The following is an 18,365-nucleotide window of genomic DNA, read 5'->3' on the forward strand; positions in this document are numbered from 1 at the left end:
CGCAAAGGCGTATGAGGAATTGGACTGGACTGCGATCGCCGGTCCAAGAAGTTGGACGGCCGGGCTGCATGGCGCCACGGCAAGTGACAGGCATAGCCTGCTGGCCGGTCAAACATTCAGGTCAGCAGGATATCCAGACAGGGTATAATTCTTACCAGAAATGACAATTTACGTTTCAATTCTGATGGCTTATAACTCCCTGTCTCTTGTAGAGCTCCTTCCGTGATCCCCCACCCCAGCTCGCATGATTGAGAAAATACTGACACTTGGTGTCGTCACCGAGTTTGATGTTATTGCCGCGCGCCAGCGAGCGCGCCAGATCGCCGCAGCCTGCGGCTTTGCCGTCCTCGATCAGGCGCGCATCAGCACCGTCGTCTCTGAACTGGCCCGCAACATCTTTAACTACGCTGGCTCCGGCGCAGTGTCGTTTGCCGTCGACGGCGCTGCTGCGCCCCAGCAATTATTAATCACCTTGGAAGACCAGGGAGCCGGGATCGCCGACCTTGAAAAGATCCTGTCGGGAAATTACCGCTCGACGTCAGGGATGGGCATGGGCATTTTGTCGGCGCAGCGTCTCATGGAACATTTCGAGATCGCCAGCAGCGCGGCGGGCACCCGAATTACAGTCGGCAAGCGGTTTCCGCCACAAGCGACGTTCACGAGTGCCGGCGCCTTCCGTTCCATCATTGAGCAGTTCGCGCCGCTGCCGCATCAGGCGGCTTTGTCGGAAGCGCGGCAGCAGAACCGCGAATTGACCGATGCGCTTAGCGCCTTGCAGGCGCAGCAGGATGAGTTGCTACTTGTCACCGCCCGTCTGGAAGAAAGAAATCGCAACATTGAAGCGCTGAACGATTTGCTCGACGACAAAGCCGTCGCCCTGCAGCAAGCCGACCGTAGCAAGGACGAGTTCCTGGCTACCCTCAGCCACGAACTCCGCGGCCCGCTGTCGGCCGCCGGCATGGCCGCCAAGCTGCTCCAGCCGGCGGGCGTCACCCCGGAGCGCGCCAATCAGATGGGTGAACTGATCAGCCGTCAAGTCGCCCACATGAGCAGGCTGGTGGAAGACCTGCTGGACGTCTCGCGAGTCAGCCGCGGCCTGGTGCAGCTCGATATGGCGCAGGTGGAACTGGCCGAGGTCGTGGCTGCGGCCGTCGAGCAAGTGCAATCTGCCGCTGGACTGAAGCAACATCGCATCGAACAGCAACTTGGGCGCGACAGCCTGTTGGTGCTGGGCGACCGCACACGCCTGGTTCAAGTGCTGAGCAACCTCCTCGGCAACGCCATACGCTACACCCATGGCGGCGGTCTAATCTGCATCGTCCTGGAAAAACGCGGGCCGTTTGCCCTGCTGCGAGTATCGGACAATGGCAGGGGCATCAGCGCGGAGCTCATGCCACGCCTGTTCGACCTTTACGTGCAGGCGGAACTCTCGTCCGACCGTACCGCCGGTGGCCTGGGCCTGGGCTTGGCCCTGGTGAAGAGCCTGGTCGAAGCGCATGAGGGGACCGTGACGGCATACAGCGCCGGAGAGGGGAAGGGGAGCGCGTTTACCGTGCAATTACCCTTGTATGTCGAGCGCCGCGAATGAGCTCGGTCACCGGAGCTACTTGCGGCATGCCTGCACGTTCGCAATGATCCAGGCTGTGTCAACACGCTTGCCAGACACCGTCATCACCACACACGACCTTTCAGAATGGAGGCGACGCGGCCATCGATCGGCCATATTTCGACCTCGGATCAGCAGCGCGACAGAACCCATGAATAGAAACTCGCTGGCGAGTACACTGGATGTGCGCAGGACCGTGGCCGTTGGCTACTGACGTCGTGAACCCTTGAAGACCTTGAGCCTTGACGGGAAGTCCGTCGAGGCAAGTAGTCCGTTTGCATTCTTGGCATGGCCTATCGGAACCACTGAAAGGACACAGATGAAACGTGATTCACATCATTTCAGCGTATCAAAAGGGCGCGACGTGGACCTCCGCACCTTTCCGACCAATGTGGCCCATGTTTACAGATCGAAGAAGCAATATCGCAAACTTCTCGAAGAACACGTTACCCAACTGAGCGCGCAGCAGCAACTTCTCTATGCATCAAACAGTTTTGCGATCCTGCTGATCTTCCAGGCAATGGATGCGGCAGGAAAAGACGGCGCCATCAAACATGTCATGTCAGGAGTCAATCCGCAAGGCTGCCAGGTCTTCAGCTACAAGCATCCAACGGCAACGGAACTGCAGCACGACTTTCTTTGGCGCACTACCGTTGACCTGCCTGAACGTGGGCGAATCGGCATATTCAACCGTTCCTATTACGAGGAGGTGCTGATCGCACGCGTGCATCCGGAGATCCTGCGCAGCGAAGGGCTGCCCGTCGCCGTCCGCGACAAGACAATCTGGCATGACCGCTATCGTTCGATCAGGAACCTGGAGCGTCACCTCTTCGTTAACGGAACCCGGATCATCAAATTCTTCCTGCATATCTCGCCGGAAGAGCAGACGAAGCGTCTTTTAAAGCGGATAGACGACCCGGAAAAGAACTGGAAATTCAGTCTGGCCGACATCGAGGAGCGGAAATTCTGGAAAGCCTACATGAAGGCCTATGAGGAATGCATCAGCAGGACGAGCACAAGCGATTGCCCGTGGCATGTTGTTCCCGCCGATGACAAAAAGAACGCCCGACTCATCGTATCCCGGATCGTCCTTGACACGCTGAAGGGACTCAAGCTGAGGTATCCACAAACGAGCGCGAAACGGCGACAGGAATTGCAGGCGATCCGCAATCGTCTCCTTGAATGAACTCCCGAACGCTGTTGATTGCCTTGCCGGCTGCCGGACGAAGGATGGGGGCCACGCGCAGAGCGCTGCCGTGCATGGGTGGCATGCCTCGCGCGCCTATAATGTCCAGGTGCTCGATTCCGCGAGGCTCGCATGAACAGTTTGTTGGTCTTCGATTATGAGACGACAGGAACGGATCCAGGCCGCGACCGCCCTGTGCAGTTCGCCTGCGTCCGCACGGACCTCGACCTGAACATCATCGGCCAGCCCAAGACCTTGTATTGCAAGCCTTCGCCCGACCATTTGCCCGATCCGATCGCCTGCCTCCTTACTGGCACCACACCCCAGCTATGCGAAGAGGCAGGCTTGCCCGAACTGCAGTTTGTCGAAGAAGTCCATCGTGAGCTGAGTACGCCGGGGACGATCGGTCTTGGCTACAACTCGATCGCTTTCGACGACGAAGTCACGCGCTTCATGCTCTGGCGGAACCTGATGGATCCGTATGCGCGCGAGTGGAAGGACGGATGCGGCAGATGGGACCTGATCCAGGTCGTGCGCGCCACCTATGCGCTGCGCCCGGAGACACTGGAATGGCCGCACGACGACAAGGGCAAGCTGTCCTTCGAGCTCGAGCGTCTGACTGCAGCCAACGGATTACTTCACGAATCAGCGCACGACGCTCTGTCCGATGTGGCCGCCACGATCGCTCTTGCGCGTCACATCAAGGAACGTCAGCCTCAGCTGTATGCCCATTATTTCTCGATGCGCGACAAGACCCGGGCAATGCAGGAAATGGATGTGACGCTGAAGAGCCCGTTCATCCATGTCGGCCGCGGTGCGACCGAGGCAGCCGGCATCCGCATCATGATGCCGATCGCCCTGCATCCCACCAACAGGAACGAGGTGATTGCCTGGGACTTGTCCAAGGACCCGCGCCAGCTGCTCGATATTGACGCCGAAACCATGCGCAGACGGCAGTTCAGCAAGCCCGAGGACCGTCCGGAAGACTTCGATCCCATGCCGATCCAGAGTATCGCTGCGAACAAGTCGCCGGCGGTATTGAAGAACCTGAGCGCCCTGTCGCGCGAGCGGGCCGCTGAACTGGGCGTCGACCTGGGGGCGGCGCTGGCCAACGTGCCTGTCATGCTGGGAGTACTCGACGCGCTAGACCTGCCCAGTCTGTTGCAGGTCGTCTACGCTCGTGATCCGCTCGAGTGCGACGCCGAAGAAGCGCTCTACGAGGGCTTTGTCGGCAACGACGACCGGCGCGCGCTCGATCACTTGCGAGCGATGGATTCGGCCGGCCTGGCAACGGCAAAGCCGGCCTTCAGCGATCCCAGGCTCGCTGACCTGTTCCTGCGCTACAAGGCACGCCATTATCCGGCGTCGCTGTCGTCGCGCGAACTGGACAAGTGGGAAGAGCATCGCTTCCGCAAGCTCATCACGGGCCATTCCGGCAGCCGCACGGTATCGATGGTCCGTGAATCGGTCGCCCGGTGCCGGCAGGCGCTGTCCGAGTCGACCGAGCCTGTCGACCCCGCCAAATACAGGGTACTTGAGGACGTACTTGCCTACACGAACAGCATGGCGGCCGTGATCGATCCCTATGAAACCGTTGCGCCGGCGCCCGCACTGGAGACGCCTGTAGAGGCCGCGGTGGCGACACCGGCGCCCGTGCCGGTCCAGCCCGACCTCTTCGGCGGCCAGGACCTGACCCCAGCCACGCGTCGCGTCAGGTCGCGCCGCCGTTGACCAGCCGCTCGACGACAACGGCTGGGTCGACTCCCTCTTCGAAGTCGAACTGCTGCTTGCTGGTGCTGTATAAGCCTCCTGCCTTTTCCAGCGCGCGCCTGATGTCGGCGAACCGGCTCAGGTGCTGGATCGGCAGCCTCAGGCTCTGGCCTTCTGGCGCGAGCATGGCAAGTTGCTCCCTGAACTCCTCCTCGCTGTGCGGGGCGGGTGCGGCTGGAGTGCCTGGGGCCGCCGGCTTGCTCGGCGCGGTAGTGTCGCGCAGCGCGGCGAGGTTCGGGTCGGCAGCGTAGATGGATGCGAGCGTCCGTGCCAGCCGATCGGCGTCGAACCTGCCGGCGTACCGGACGCCGGCCAGCACCTGGTATTTGATGTACAAGCGCCCTTGGTCGCTGGCATCCAGCAGGTAGAAGTCGGCGAGCCGCTCATGCGCGGGCGGATGGCGTACGCCGATGCGATCGATGAAGGCTTTCAGTGCGTCGGTCGCCTGGACACGCACGGAGAAGCTGTTCGCGAGCACCCGGGGAGCGTCCGGATCGAGTCCTGCGCGCCGTAGCGCCCGCGCGCGCAGGGTTTCCCCGAGCTGCAGTGTCAGCTCTCCGTGAGCATGCGCGGGAACGCCTGTCGCGTAGCGCACCGCACCAGGTCCTGCCCGGCCCGGCAGCGCGATGGTATCGAACAGGTCGGCGATATCGCTCTCCCTGAGGACAGTGCGATAGCGCGGATCCAGGGCGCTCAGGCTGACGCCGTCGGTGGCGCCGTCGGCCAGGCAGCGTTCCCACAGTTCCCGGTATGCAGGATCGGCTTCCAGTTCTGGACCGGGAAAGCGTAGCTCCCGGTCGATTCGCTGGCCGTCATATTCCTGGAGGCGCGCTGCCCTGAATTCCTCACGGGTCGAATCTGCGGTCGGCCACCGCTTGTGGTAAGCCGCGAATACCTTGCACAGGCCGATGTAATAAGACAGGTCCCGTGCCGCGCCTTGCTGGCCGAACGGAAGTTCAAGTTGGGGCTTCGAGACGTCCGCCGGATTCGCTTTCCGCTTCATGCTCGCTCGTCCCTGGAAGATACCTCTATCTATGTTGAGAACGATACACGATTGTCGGGAAGATGGTCGTTTGGTCCAGGCCGTCACGGCGCCCATGCCGCGCCTGTTTCGATAGCGCCTGTGCGGGTCGAACAGATGGACACAGGAAGGCAGGGACTGACAGGCCTGCGGCCACGCGAGCGTCTACGGAGGCTGAATAAGATGATGGCGCCGTGGTAACATGCATGCCTATCGCCTGCTTGAGGGCCGAGCAGGTCCAGTCGATCTTCCGTACCCGTCCGGTTCCCGACGGCCTGTGTCGAGCGGGCTCCGCCTCATGCAGGTCAGCAGCAGAGCTGCGACGGCGCCCGGATGGGAGCTCGTTCCTGCCTGCACGAGCTATCGCCTTGCGCTAGGCTCACCAGGCAAACGTGGTATGGTGCATGGTATCGCCTTGCCAGCGTCGACAAAAACTCAAGCATTTCAACTATTTAGCTGAAGCCATCGATATTCGAGTGGGAGTGATATTTCCTAAGGCGAATATCTTATCGTTTTAGTTGACGTATAAAGCCCTGTTCTTACAGGGCTTTATATTTTGAATCGTTTTATGTACTAATTTGGAATTCTTTCATGGAAATTAAAGTCAACTTTCTCGATAAGCTGCGTCTTGAAGCCAAGTTCGACGACTTCACGGTGATCGCCGACCAGCCTATCCGCTACAAGGGCGATGGCTCGGCGCCTGGCCCCTTCGATTATTTCCTGGCTTCATCGGCCTTGTGTGCGGCTTACTTCGTGAAGTTGTACTGCGACACCCGCAATATCCCTACCGAAAATATTCGCCTGTCCCAGAATAATATTGTTGACCCGGAAAACCGTTACCAGCAGACTTTCAAGATCCAGGTCGAGTTGCCGCCGGATATCTCCGACAAGGACCGCCAGGGTATCCTGCGCTCGATCGACCGTTGTACCGTGAAAAAAGTGGTGCAAACCGGGCCCGAGTTCGTGATCGAAGAGGTCGAGAACCTGGATGCCGATGCGCAGGCCCTGCTGACCCTGCAGCCTGGCGACGATACCCGTACCTATATCCCGGGCAAGGATCTGCCCCTGGAGCAAACCATCGCCAATATGTCGGGGATGTTGGCGAGCTGGGGCATCAAGATCGAAATCGCTTCGTGGCGCAATATCGTTCCCAATGTGTGGTCGCTGCACATCCGGGATGCGCATTCGCCGATGTGCTTTACCAACGGCAAGGGAGCGACCAAGGAAAGCGCCTTGGCATCGGCCCTGGGCGAGTATATCGAGCGCCTGAACTGCAATCACTTCTACGCGGGCGCGTTCTGGGGCGAGGACATCGCCAACGCGGCGTTTGTCCATTACCCGAATGAGCGCTGGTTCCAGCCTGGCCCCGACGATGCGCTGCCGGCCGGCATCCTCGACGAGTACTGCCTGGGCATTTACGATCCCGACGGCGAGCTGCGTGGTTCGCACCTGATCGACACCAACTCCGGGAATGTCGAGCGCGGTATCTGCTCGCTGCCCTACGTGCGGCATTCGGACGGCGAGGTGGTGTATTTCCCGACCAACCTGGTCGAAAACCTCTATGTCAGCAACGGCATGAGTGCCGGTAATATGCTGGCCGAGGCGCAGGTGCAATGCCTGTCCGAGATTTTCGAACGGGCGGTCAAGCGCGAAATCCTGGAAGGCGAACTCGCCTTGCCCGATGTGCCGCAGGAAGTGCTGGCGAAATACCCTGGCATCCTGGCCGGGATCAAGGGCTTGGAAGAGCAGGGCTTCCCGGTGCTGGTCAAGGACGCGTCGCTGGGCGGGACCTACCCGGTGATGTGCGTCACCTTGATGAACCCGCGCACAGGCGGGGTCTTTGCCTCGTTCGGCGCGCACCCGAGCTTCGAGGTGGCGCTGGAACGGAGCCTGACGGAATTGCTGCAGGGTCGCAGTTTCGAAGGCTTGAACGACTTGCCGCAGCCCACCTTCGAAAGTAACGCCGTCACCGAACCCTACAACTTCGTCGAGCACTTCATCGATTCCAGCGGTGTCGTGTCGTGGCGCTTCTTCAGCGCCAGGGCGGATTTCGATTTTGTCGAGTGGGATTTTTCCGGTCGGGGCGAAAACTCCAATGCGGAGGAAGCCGCGACCTTGCTCGGCCTCCTCGAAGACATGGGCAAAGAGGCCTACATGGCGGTGTACGACCAGCTGGGCGCCGTGGCCTGCCGGATCCTGGTGCCCGGTTATTCGGAAATCTACCCGGTCGAAGACTTGATCTGGGATAACACGAACAAGGCGCTGCTGTTCCGTGCCGATATCCTGAACCTGCATCGCCTGGACGACGCCAGCCTGGCGACGCTGCTGGAGCGCCTGGAAAACAATGAGCTGGATGAGTACTCCGACATCGCCACCTTGATCGGCATCGAATTTGACGAGAATACCGACTGGGGGCAGCTGACGGTTCTCGAGTTGAGGCTGCTGATTAACCTTGCCTTGCAGCAGTTCGAGGAGGCGCACGACCTGGTGGGCGCCTTCCTGCAATACAACGACAACACCGTCGAGCGCCGGCTGTTCTACCAGGCCTTGAATGTGGTGCTGGAAGTGGTGCTCGATGACGAGCTGGAACTGGACGATTACGTCGTCAATTTCCGCCGGATGTATGGCAACGCCCGGATGGATGCGGTGCTCGGCTCGGTGGACGGCAGCGTGCGCTTCTTCGGATTGACGCCGACGAGCATGAAGCTGGAGGGCCTGGACAGGCACCACCGCCTGATCGACAGCTACAAGAAACTGCATAAGGCGCGGGCCGCTGCGGCGGCTAGCTCCAGGTAGGGATACCAGGCATGGCTGGCGTTGCGAATCCGTGTCGACGCCGGCATTGAAGGTCCAGGCACAAGCCCCAGGCTGCCATCACTACTTCCTCGAGCCCATGGATCCGCCGGCCTTGCAAAGGCTTCTGGCGGCGAATCCAGGGGCGCCCGTCTTTCCGGCCGCCGGGTGCACGGATGCACTCGGCTCCCAGCCAGCGACTTGGCCTGGCGATTCACTCCTCTCCATGACGCGCTTACTGCAGCGCATCCGCCCCCACATCGGGGCGCCATCTCCCTTCGTTCGAGTTTACTAAACTTCACTAAACTTTATCCAAAGTTTGAAAGTTTATTGATCCCCTGTTATTTCCTTTGTATAAATTCTCTCCAGTGGAATGCGAGGTCCTGGCGAGCTGCAAGCAGCATCTTTAGGGTTTAGTAAATCCTCGGGGTTCTCTGCGATATGTGCTTGACGCACCCTGGGGAACACGCAACGGCGGCCTGCCGCCTTCTCCACGAATGTGGGACCTCTGTTACCGCCAATAATAAGCCCGCCATTGGGCACGACCAGGAGACATGCATGACGTTAAGAACTCATCTCGCTTCACGGAAATTCCATTGCCGCGCAACGCCGATCGCCATGGCGGTGGGCATCGCACTGTTGTCCCTTGCCAGCGCCCAGGCGCAAACCGCACCCGCCGAGCATCCATCCGAGAATCCGGCCGAGAAGAAAGCCGACACCAAGCAGGCGCAGACGGTGGTCGTGACCGGCTACCGCTACGCGATCGAGAAGAGTCTCGACCAGAAGCGCGACGCCAACGCCATCGTCGAAGTGATCACCGCCGAAGATGTCGGCAAATTCCCCGACAAGAACGTGGCCGACGCGCTGCAGCGCGTGCCGGGTGTCATCGTCACCCGCGACGGCGGCGAGGGCAAGAACGTCAGCGTCCGCGGCCTGTCGTCGGAACTGACGCTGACCCAGCTGAATGGCAATTACGTCGCCACGGCCGAATCCAACGGCGATCCTTCGCGTTCGTTCAACTACACGCTGATGCCGTCGAACATGCTGTCCAGCGCCGAACTGTACAAGACGCCGGAAGCGCGCCTCGACGAAGGCGGCATCGGCGGCACGGTGGTCCTGCGCACGCGCCGTCCCCTGGACGTGGAATCCGGCAGCGGCTTCGTCAACGCCGAAGGCACCTGGGCCGACACGACCAAGAAGACCGACGGCCAGTTCTCCGGCCAGTATGCCTGGCACGACGAGAGCAAGCGCTTCGGCGTCCTGGTTGGCTATACCCAGCAGAAGCGCACCACGCGCACCATGGGCGCCAGCACCGAGAACTGGCAGTGGTACGGCGACAACTACAAGACCAATCCGGCCACCGACGTCAACGGCAAGGAGTCGGACCTGACGTCCTACTGGTGGGGCCAGTCGGGCTTCTACGACCAGAACGGCAAGTACTACACCAATTTCATGATGCCGACCTCGGTCAACCTGGACGTCAAGACCGAGAAGCGCGAGCGCAAAGGCGGACAGCTGACCCTGCAGTTCAAGCCGGTCCGCAACCTGAACCTGACGGCCAATTACTTCCGCTTCGACCTGTCGCAGAACTCCCAGACCAATACGCTCAAGGTGCCGGAGTGGAACATGGCCCGCTTCGACGGCGACGGCAACTGGCCCGGCGGCCGCCTGCTCGACGGCCTGAGCTTCGACCCCAGCGGCACCATCGTCACCGGCGCGCAATACAGCATCCACCCGGGCAAGGTCTACTATTGCAGCGGCGAGCAGGCCGCGGCGGGCGGCCTGGCCAATACCGGCGGCTTCGGTCCGGACGACTGCACCATTCCGACCCCGCAGATCACCGGCAGCTACAACCGCGAAAAAGCACGTTCGCAGGTGGCCGACTTCACCGCCGAATGGCGCGGCGAGAAGCTGGACGCCAGTTTCACGGCCGGCCGTACCTGGGCCAGCGGCGGTCCGGAGTTGCAATTCGGTATGCCAATCAAGCCGCGCCGCCAGAACGCCGACGGCAGCTGGGCCCTCGGCAACACCGCCAGCGCCTGGAGCACGGCCGGCACGCCGACGATGACCTTCGCGCCGCAACTGATGGCGAACCTGCAGAACGGCATCGGCGAAATCGACCTCGGCTCGACCGAGTCGTCGTGGACCCGCAACAGCACCCAGCAGAAATACGCCCAGGCCGATTTCACCTGGCACAACGATGGCAGCTGGCTGGATTCGCTCCAGTTCGGCGCGAAATACCGTGACGGCGGCACCAGCCGCAGCACCGGCAACAACTACTGGGTATGCAAGGGCGCCGATCCGCGCGACTACGAGAAGCGCTACCAGGCCGGCTGCGATCCCACCGCCAACCGCTTCCAGCCGCAGTTCCTGTACCCGGGATCCCTGGGCAACCTCGCTGGCGGCATCAGCGCCAGCGCGTTCCCGGCGATCGACTATCCGGCCTACATCACCCACCTGAACTCGACCTACGGCGAGATGCAGACCCGCAACGAGGACAATTTCGTCTACCACGTCGACGAGAAGATTTCCTCGCTCTACCTGCAGGCCAACATCAGGACCGAGCGTCTGCGCGGCAACGTCGGCGTGCGCTACGTGCGCACCAGGCAGCATGCCGACTCGACCGACCAGGTCGAAAGCTTCAACGACTACTTCTACAACGGTCCCAACGGCGCCCCGGCGCCGTGCCAGGCGGGCGGCTTGCCGGCCGTCGGCGCGCCCGCCGGCTCCGGCTGCACCAGCGGCTTCACCAGGCTGCCGGACAGCACGGCGCGTGACAAGTCGTTCGTGGTCAGCGCGCTTGATCGCACCTATAACGACGTCCTGCCGAGCTTCAACCTTGCGTACGACCTGACCGAGAACCTGCTGCTGCGCGCGGCCGCGTCCAAGGTGGTTGCGCGTCCGAGCTACGGCGACATCGCCTTCCCCGGCGCCCTGAACCACTACAGCCAGGAATACGTCAACGACCGCCGCCTGATCGGCGGCGGGGACCAGCAGGGCTGGTTCGGCTCGGGCAGCAACAAGAACCTGGAGCCGTACAAGGCCACCCAGTACGACCTGGGCCTGGAGTGGTACTTCGACCGCGGCTCGGTGCTCGGCGCCGGCCTGTTCCGCAAGAACGTCAGCAACTTCGCGGTGCCGGTGGTGATGGACGTCACGCTGGACGTCGGCGGCCAGAGCGTGACGGTGCAGAACTACTCGACCAGTGCCGGCGGCCGCGACGCCGTGTCGGAAGGCGTCGAGCTGTACGCGCAGCACACCTTCGATTCCGGCATCGGTTTCCAGGTCAACTACACGTACAACAAGACCAACCAGGCGGCCATCACCCTCGAGGACGGCACCGAAGTCGGCAAGTCGCCGCTGGTCGGCAGCGCGAAGAACCAGGCCAATCTCACCGTGTTCTACTCGACCGAGAAGTTCCTGGCGCGCGCGTCGTACAACCGCCGCGGCGAAGTGGTGGATGGCCTGGTCAACGGCCTGAACGTCTACCAGGAGCCGTACAGCCAGGTCGACCTGAACGTGGCGTACAACTTCAGCAAGCAGCTGAGCCTGACTGCTTCGGTGCTCAACCTGACCAAGGAAGAGAGCCGCTCGCACCTCGGCAACGACACCAAGGACCGCTTCTACTCCAACGGCTACGCCGGCCGTATCGCGTACGTGGGCCTGAACTACAAGTTCTGAGCCTCGGTCCTCCCCGCGCCGCAGGGCAGGGGAGTTCTCTGCGACCGCTTTGCCTGCCCCGCAGGCAAAGCCTTCCTCGTTGAACGACGCAATGGATATGCACCAATGAACACGCATGAGCGTATCAGCAGTATCACCATCGTCGGCGGCGGCAGCGCCGGCTGGATGGCCGCCGCGGCCCTGGCCACCTACCTGGGCAAGGGCGCCTCGATCCGCCTGGTCGAGTCCGAGGAGATCGGCATCGTCGGCGTGGGCGAGGCCAGCGTGCCGCACATCCGGCACTTCAACGGACAATGGCTCGGCATCGACGAAGCCGAGTTCGTCAAGCGCACCCAGGGCACGATCAAGCTCGGCATCCAGTTCAATGACTGGGGCCGCATCGGCGACAGCTATATCCATGGCTTCGGCGCCATCGGCCGTTCGCTGGGGCCGCTGCCGTTCCACCAGTTCTGGCTCAAGCTGCGCCTGGCCGGGCGCGCGGCGCCGATCGGCGAATATTCGCCGCAGACCGTGATGGCGCCACTGGGCAGGTTCGCGCCCGGCGACAGGAATGCGCCGGCGCATTCGCCGCTGGCCGACATCGCCTATGCCTATCATTTCGACGCCACCCTGTACGCGCGCTTCCTGCGCGAACTGGCGCAGCAGCGCGGCGTCCAGCGCATCGAAGGCAGGATCGTCGGCGTGAACCAGCGCGCCGGCGACGGCTTCATCGAATCGGTGACGCTGGAAAGCGGCCAGGTCGTCGACGGCGCACTGTTCATCGACTGCTCCGGTTTCCGCGGGCTGCTGATCGAAGAAACGCTCAAGACCGGCTACCTCGACTGGTCGCACTGGTTGCCGTGCGACCGCGCGATGGCGGTGCCGAGCGAGCGCGTCGATCCCATCACGCCCTATACGCGCGCCAGCGCGCGGCCGGCGGGGTGGCAGTGGCGCATTCCGCTGCAGCACCGCACCGGCAATGGCTATGTGTATGCGAGCCGGCACGTCAGCGACGACGAGGCCGCAGCGACCTTGCTGGCGAACCTGGACGGCAGGGCGCTGGCCGACCCGCGTGCGCTGCGCTTCACCACCGGCATGCGCCGCAAGTCCTGGAACAGGAATGTGGTGGCGCTGGGCCTGGCCAGCGGCTTTCTCGAGCCGCTCGAGTCGACCAGCATCTACCTGGCCCAGTCGGGCATCACCCGCTTGCTGGGCCTGTTCCCGAAGCGCGACGTCAGTCCACTGCTGGCGGAACGCTACAACCGCGAATCCGTGTTCGAGTACGAGCGGATCCGGGATTTCCTGATCCTGCACTACCACGCGACCGAACGCGACGACACGCCGTTCTGGGACCAGTGCCGCACGATGGACATTCCGGACAGCTTGCGCGAGACGATCGACCTGTTCCGCAGCGACGGGCGCTACTTCCGCAACGGCGAGGATTTCTTCGCGCTGCCGAGCTGGGTCCAGGTGATGCTGGGCCAGCGCATCGTCCCGCAAGGCTACCACCCGATCGTGGACGAGATGCCCGAGGACAGGCTGGTCGAGCATGTCGAGGACATGCGCGCGATGCTGGCGCATGCCGTCGCCGCCATGCCGACGCACCGGGAATGGATCGACCGGTACTGGAAGGCGCCCGCGCCATGAGCAGCCATCCGCGCGCCGGCCGACGCCGTGCAAGCCAACACCCCTTCACCCAGGAGCCCCTCCGCACCATGACGCAGACGCAGACCGTGCCCCAGGCACGACAAGCAGCACAGAGAAACCTTTCTGCTCGACCAATGTGGGTATCGACCGTGGCGATGCTGCTCGCCTGCACCACCGCCGGCGCGGCCGACACCCGCTTCTCGACCTCCTTCGAATCCGGCGATCCCGCGCCCGCCACCCTGGCAGGCGAGGGAGTGCGCGTGGAGCTGGGCGACGGTCCGGAACGCCCCTATGCGGCCAAGCCGCGCGCGGGCTACAGCGGCGCCCGCGCCCTGCGCTACAGCGCCGGCGGCAGCGGAGGCCGCCTGCAGCTGTTCCCGGTCGACATCGTGATCGGCGACGACACGACGCTGTCGTGGAAGGTGTTGCCGGAGATCGTGGAAGGCGATGCCGGCGCCTCCACCGGCGTCTCCCTGGATCTGGTGTTCGACGATGGGCAGCGGCTGTCAGGCACGGCCTTGCGCGACAATCACGGCGTGCGCCCCGGCGCGGCCGGCCAGGCGCAGTCGAAGACGCTGTATCCGCAGCAGTGGGCGCACAAGGCGGTCAGGCTGGGCGAACTGAAAGGGCGCCGCATCAGGGCGATCGAGCTGGAACTGCGGCACGGGTCCGGCGCTGGGGCCGTGACTCGCGCCAGCGGCTGGCTCGACGACATCGCCATCGGCGAGCAGGCGCGCAGCGCGGCCACGCGCCCCTCCGATCATGTGCTGACCACCCGCGGCACCCAGGCGAATGGCACTTTCTCGCGCGGCAATAACATTCCCGCCACGGCGATGCCGCATGGCTTCAACTTCTGGACGCCGGTCACCGACGCGGGCACGCTGGGCTGGCTGTACCGCTGGAACGAACAGAATGGCGCGGATAACCGGCCGCGGCTGCAGGCGCTGTCCCTCAGCCACCAGCCCAGTCCGTGGATGGGCGACCGCCAGACTTTCCAGGTGATGCCTTCGGCCGCGCGCGGCCGCCCCGACGCCGACCGGGCGCGCCGCGCGCTGCCGTTCTCGCACGACCGCGAACTCGCCCGGCCGCACACCTACCGGGTGGACTTCGACAACGGCATCCGCGCCGAGATCGCGCCGAGCGAACGGGCGGCGATCTTCCGGTTCCGCTTCCCGCGCGAGGCCGATGCCAATCTATTGTTCGACAACGTCGACCATCGCGGCGGCCTGACGCTGGATGCGGCCACCCAGACCCTGCGCGGTTACACCGACACCCGCAGCGGCCTGTCGAATGGCGCCGCGCGCATGTTCGTGTTCGCGCGCTTCGACCAGCGCTGGCAGGACAGCGGCGCACTCGAGACCGGCCGGCCCACGGGCTACATCAAGTTCGCCGCCGCCGATGGCGAAGTACGCATGCGCATCGCCACCTCGCTGATCTCGGTCGAACAGGCGCAGCGCAACCTCGACCAGGAGATCGGCGGCGCCGGATTCGAGGCCGTGCGCGAGCGCGCGCAGGCGGCCTGGGACGCCCGGCTCGGCCGCGTGCGGGTCCAGGGCGCCAGCGACGACCAGCTGACCACGATCTATTCCAATCTCTACCGCCTGTTCCTGTATCCGAACGTGGCGCACGAAAACGTCGGCAGCCCTGATCGTCCCGACTGGCGCCATGCCGACCAGAGCAACTGGCTTGGCACGCACAGCGGCGGCGACGCGCTGCGCAGCTCGGCGCCGGTCCGCGCCGGCAAGACCTACGTCAACAACGGCTTCTGGGACACCTTCCGCACGACCTGGCCCGCGTACGCGCTGTTCGCGCCGGAGCGCGCCGGCGAGATGATCGACGGCTTCCTGCAGCAATACCGCGACGGCGGCTGGATCGCGCGCTGGTCCTCGCCGGGCTATGCGGACCTGATGGTCGGCACCAGTTCCGACGTGGCCTTCGCCGATGCATGGCTCAAGGGCGTGCGCGGATTCGATGCGCACCAGGCCTACGAGGCCGCCTTGCGGAACGCGACCGCCGTGCCCCCGGTGTCGAATGTCGGCCGCAAGGGACTGGCGCGCTCGATGTACCGCGGCTACGTGGATGCTTCCGTCCACGAGGGCTTGTCGTGGACGCTGGAGGGCGCACTCAACGACTTCGGCCTCGCGCAGTTCGCGACGGCCCTGGCCGGCGAGGAAGGAAACCCGGCGCGTGCGCGCCGCTACCGGGAGGAAGCCGACTACTTCCGGGCCCGGGCCGCGGACTACGTGCACCTGTTCGATCCGGCCACCGGCTTCTTCCGCGGCCGCGACGCCAGGGGACAGTGGCTGCAGCCGGCAGCCGGCTTCGAGCCGCGCCGCTGGGGCGGGGACTACACCGAGGCCAACGCGTGGAACTTCGCCTTCACCGTGCCCCACGACGCCGAAGGACTCGCGACCTTGCTGGGCGGACGCGACACGCTTGCGCGCCGGCTGGACGAATTCTTCGCCACCGCGGAAACCGCCGAGCCCCGGTTTTCCGGCAGCTACGGCCAGGTGATCCACGAAATGACCGAAGCGCGCGACGTGCGCATGGGCATGTACGCCCACAGCAACCAGCCTTCGCACCACATCCCCTGGATGTACGTCGCCGCCGGCCAGCCGTGGCAGACCCAGCGCATCACGCGCGAGGCGCTGGCCCGGCTCTACCTCGGCAGCGAAATCGGCCAGGGCTATGCGGGCGACGAGGACAACGGCGAGATGTCGGCCTGGTACACCTTCGCGATGCTGGGGCTGTATCCCTTGCGGATGGGCGCCCCGGAATACGTGATCGGCTCGCCCGCCTTCGACCGGGTCGAGGTCCGCCTGGACAACGGACGCACGCTTACCGTCATTGCACACGGCAATGGCCCCGCCCAGGTCTACGTGCAATCGCTCAAGGTCAACGGCAAGCCCTGGCCGCGGCCCTGGATCCACCACAAGGACATCGCCGCCGGCGCCACCCTGGAATTCGTGATGGGCAGCACGCCGTCGTCCTGGGGCAGCGATGCCGGCGCCTTGCCTGGCTCGATGAGCGCGCCCGGTGTGCGGCCCGCAAGCGTCAAGGACCGCTCCGGCAGGGCGGAGGCGGTCACCCTGGACGGCGAGCGCACTGCGGGCGCGCTGGTCGACGACGATGCCTCGACCTCGCTATCGCTGCAGGCCCGCTCGAACGTCGGCTTCGCCTTCGCCGATCCCGCCGCGATCAGCCACTACACCATCACCGGTGGCAAGGCGCCGCCGCACAACCTGGCCTGGGCGCTCGAAGGCCGCAACGGCAAGGGCCGCTGGACCGTGCTGGACCGGCGGCGCCAGGAGCGCTTCACCTGGGAGCGGCAACTGCGTCCGTTCCGCGTCGCCAGGCCGGGCGCGTATCGCGAGTACCGGCTGCGGTTCGAGAACGGGGCGACGTTCGAGCTGGCCGAGCTGGAGCTGCTGGAGTCCGGCGCAAGCGCGCCGGCGCCAGGCGCGGCGCCGGACATCCGGCCTGCGTTTACTAAAATCCGCTAAAAAGCGCGCCGAATGGCTGCATTGGTTGACGCTCTCGAGAAGCGGCTGATATAAAACCAGCTATAAGCAGACGCGAGCGAACGACCCGCCTGACGCCTGACAACGCAGCCATGAGCGTTTAATAAACCAGATATTGGAGACATGTATGCACTCGATTTCGATGCATGGCTCGCTTCGCCCGGAGGCGCAGCCGTGAGCCAGGTCACACTGCGCGACATCGCGGGCGCCACCGGAATGTCGATCGGCACGGTGTCGCGCGCGCTGAAGAACCAGGCCGGCATGACCGAGGCGACGCGCGACAAGGTGCGCGAGGCCGCCCTGCGGCTGGGCTACGACCTCGGGCAGCTGAAGAAGGGGCGCATCCGGCGCATTGCCTTCCTGCTGCACAGCCAGCACAACACGCTGGCCTCCAGCCCGTTCTTTTCGCCGGTGCTGCACGGCGCGGAAGAGGCATGCCGGCGCGAGGGCGTGGCCCTGTCCTTCATCGCGGTCGGCCCGGCGGAGCCGGTGCTGGGGCAGATCCGGCTGCACCAGGCCGATGCCATCCTGTGCGCCGGCTTCTTCGAACCGGAAGTGCTGGTTGCCCTGCAGGAAGTCGGCAAGCCGATCGTGCTGGTGGACATGCACCGGCGCGGTTTTACCTCGGTCAACCCGGACAATATGCGCGGCGGCTACCTGGCCACCCAGCACCTGCTGCGCTGTGGCCGCAAGCGCATCGCCATGCTGTCCGGCTCGCTGGCCCACTACAGCATCCAGCAACGCAACCGCGGCTTCCGCCAGGCCCTGTTCGATGCCAGGGTCCACGCCGATCCGGACCTGGAAGTCATCGTGCCGGCCATGGAAGGCGACGAGGGCGTGGTGGAAGCCATGCGCAGCCTGCTCAGCCTGCCAAAGCCGGCCGATGCGGTCTTTTGCTACAACGACAGCACGGCGCTGGCGGCCATGAAGTACTGCCTGAACGAGGGCATGAAGATTCCGCACGACCTCGCCATAGTCGGCTTCGACGACATCGCCGCCGCCTCGGCCGCCATTCCCCCGCTCAGCACGGTGCGCGTGGACAAGGAAGCGCTGGGGCGGGCCGGGGTCGAACTGCTGCTCCAGAAACCAGACGACAACCCATCCCAGATAACCCTGCCAGTCGACATCATCGTGCGCGAAAGCAGTTTCGACGACTAGCGC

At 63.9% G+C, this 18,365-nt stretch carries 9 protein-coding genes; 8 read left to right on the top strand and 1 reads right to left on the bottom strand.

The features are described from left to right. Positions 1-244 precede the first annotated feature (244 nt). The 3 genes from H162_RS0119115 to sbcB all read left to right on the top strand — a co-directional run bounded on the left by H162_RS0119115 (position 245) and on the right by sbcB (position 4,523). On the top strand, positions 245-1,588 hold the full coding sequence (locus tag H162_RS0119115; protein ID WP_020655099.1) for an ATP-binding protein: 1,344 nt from the start codon (positions 245-247) through the stop codon (positions 1,586-1,588). A 337-nt stretch (positions 1,589-1,925) separates the two neighbouring features. After that, positions 1,926-2,792 (top strand): ADP-polyphosphate phosphotransferase, encoded by an 867-nt coding sequence (locus tag H162_RS0119120; RefSeq protein WP_026354836.1) that lies wholly within the window; start codon positions 1,926-1,928, stop codon positions 2,790-2,792. A 132-nt stretch (positions 2,793-2,924) separates the two neighbouring features. Further along, positions 2,925-4,523, top strand: coding sequence for an exodeoxyribonuclease I (sbcB, locus tag H162_RS31295; protein WP_084677065.1), 1,599 nt, complete (start codon positions 2,925-2,927; stop codon positions 4,521-4,523). Here sbcB and H162_RS0119130 read toward each other — a convergent pair. Beyond that, positions 4,504-5,565, bottom strand: coding sequence for a hypothetical protein (locus H162_RS0119130; protein ID WP_020655102.1), 1,062 nt, complete (start codon positions 5,563-5,565; stop codon positions 4,504-4,506). The genes sbcB and H162_RS0119130 overlap by 20 nt on opposite strands. Before the next feature lie 609 nt (positions 5,566-6,174). Between H162_RS0119130 and H162_RS0119135 the strand changes: the two genes are divergently transcribed. The 5 genes from H162_RS0119135 to H162_RS0119155 all read left to right on the top strand — a co-directional run bounded on the left by H162_RS0119135 (position 6,175) and on the right by H162_RS0119155 (position 18,362). Continuing rightward, positions 6,175-8,379 carry an OsmC domain/YcaO domain-containing protein gene (locus H162_RS0119135; protein ID WP_020655103.1) on the top strand — a complete coding sequence of 735 codons (2,205 nt, stop codon included), beginning with the start codon at positions 6,175-6,177 and terminating at the stop codon, positions 8,377-8,379. Between the two features lie 555 nt (positions 8,380-8,934). After that, a complete protein-coding gene (locus H162_RS0119140; RefSeq protein ID WP_084677066.1) occupies positions 8,935-12,057 on the top strand; it encodes a TonB-dependent receptor in 3,123 nt (1,040 codons plus the stop codon). Between the two features lie 105 nt (positions 12,058-12,162). Continuing rightward, on the top strand, positions 12,163-13,683 hold the full coding sequence (locus tag H162_RS0119145; protein ID WP_020655105.1) for a tryptophan halogenase family protein: 1,521 nt from the start codon (positions 12,163-12,165) through the stop codon (positions 13,681-13,683). Between the two features lie 134 nt (positions 13,684-13,817). Beyond that, complete coding sequence (locus H162_RS31300) at positions 13,818-17,186, top strand: GH92 family glycosyl hydrolase (protein ID WP_020655106.1); 3,369 nt, start codon at positions 13,818-13,820, stop codon at positions 17,184-17,186. 141 nt (positions 17,187-17,327) lie between these two features. Then, on the top strand, positions 17,328-18,362 hold the full coding sequence (locus H162_RS0119155) for a LacI family DNA-binding transcriptional regulator (RefSeq protein WP_020655107.1): 1,035 nt from the start codon (positions 17,328-17,330) through the stop codon (positions 18,360-18,362). Positions 18,363-18,365 lie beyond the last annotated feature (3 nt).

The sequence above is a fragment of the Massilia niastensis DSM 21313 genome (genome assembly GCF_000382345.1).
GTDB lineage: Bacteria > Pseudomonadota > Gammaproteobacteria > Burkholderiales > Burkholderiaceae_D > Telluria > Telluria niastensis.

What these genes read in the sequence shown, in the direction of transcription:
- H162_RS0119135 (WP_020655103.1), top strand. Translation starts at nt 6,175, where the DNA reads ATGGAAATTAAAGTCAACTTTCTCGATAAGCTGCGTCTTGAAGCCAAG.
- H162_RS0119130 (WP_020655102.1), bottom strand. Translation starts at nt 5,565, where the DNA reads ATGAAGCGGAAAGCGAATCCGGCGGACGTCTCGAAGCCCCAACTTGAA.
- H162_RS0119145 (WP_020655105.1), top strand. Translation starts at nt 12,163, where the DNA reads ATGAACACGCATGAGCGTATCAGCAGTATCACCATCGTCGGCGGCGGC.
- H162_RS0119155 (WP_020655107.1), top strand. Translation starts at nt 17,328, where the DNA reads ATGTATGCACTCGATTTCGATGCATGGCTCGCTTCGCCCGGAGGCGCA.
- H162_RS0119140 (WP_084677066.1), top strand. Translation starts at nt 8,935, where the DNA reads ATGACGTTAAGAACTCATCTCGCTTCACGGAAATTCCATTGCCGCGCA.
- sbcB (WP_084677065.1), top strand. Translation starts at nt 2,925, where the DNA reads ATGAACAGTTTGTTGGTCTTCGATTATGAGACGACAGGAACGGATCCA.
- H162_RS31300 (WP_020655106.1), top strand. Translation starts at nt 13,818, where the DNA reads ATGTGGGTATCGACCGTGGCGATGCTGCTCGCCTGCACCACCGCCGGC.
- H162_RS0119120 (WP_026354836.1), top strand. Translation starts at nt 1,926, where the DNA reads ATGAAACGTGATTCACATCATTTCAGCGTATCAAAAGGGCGCGACGTG.
- H162_RS0119115 (WP_020655099.1), top strand. Translation starts at nt 245, where the DNA reads ATGATTGAGAAAATACTGACACTTGGTGTCGTCACCGAGTTTGATGTT.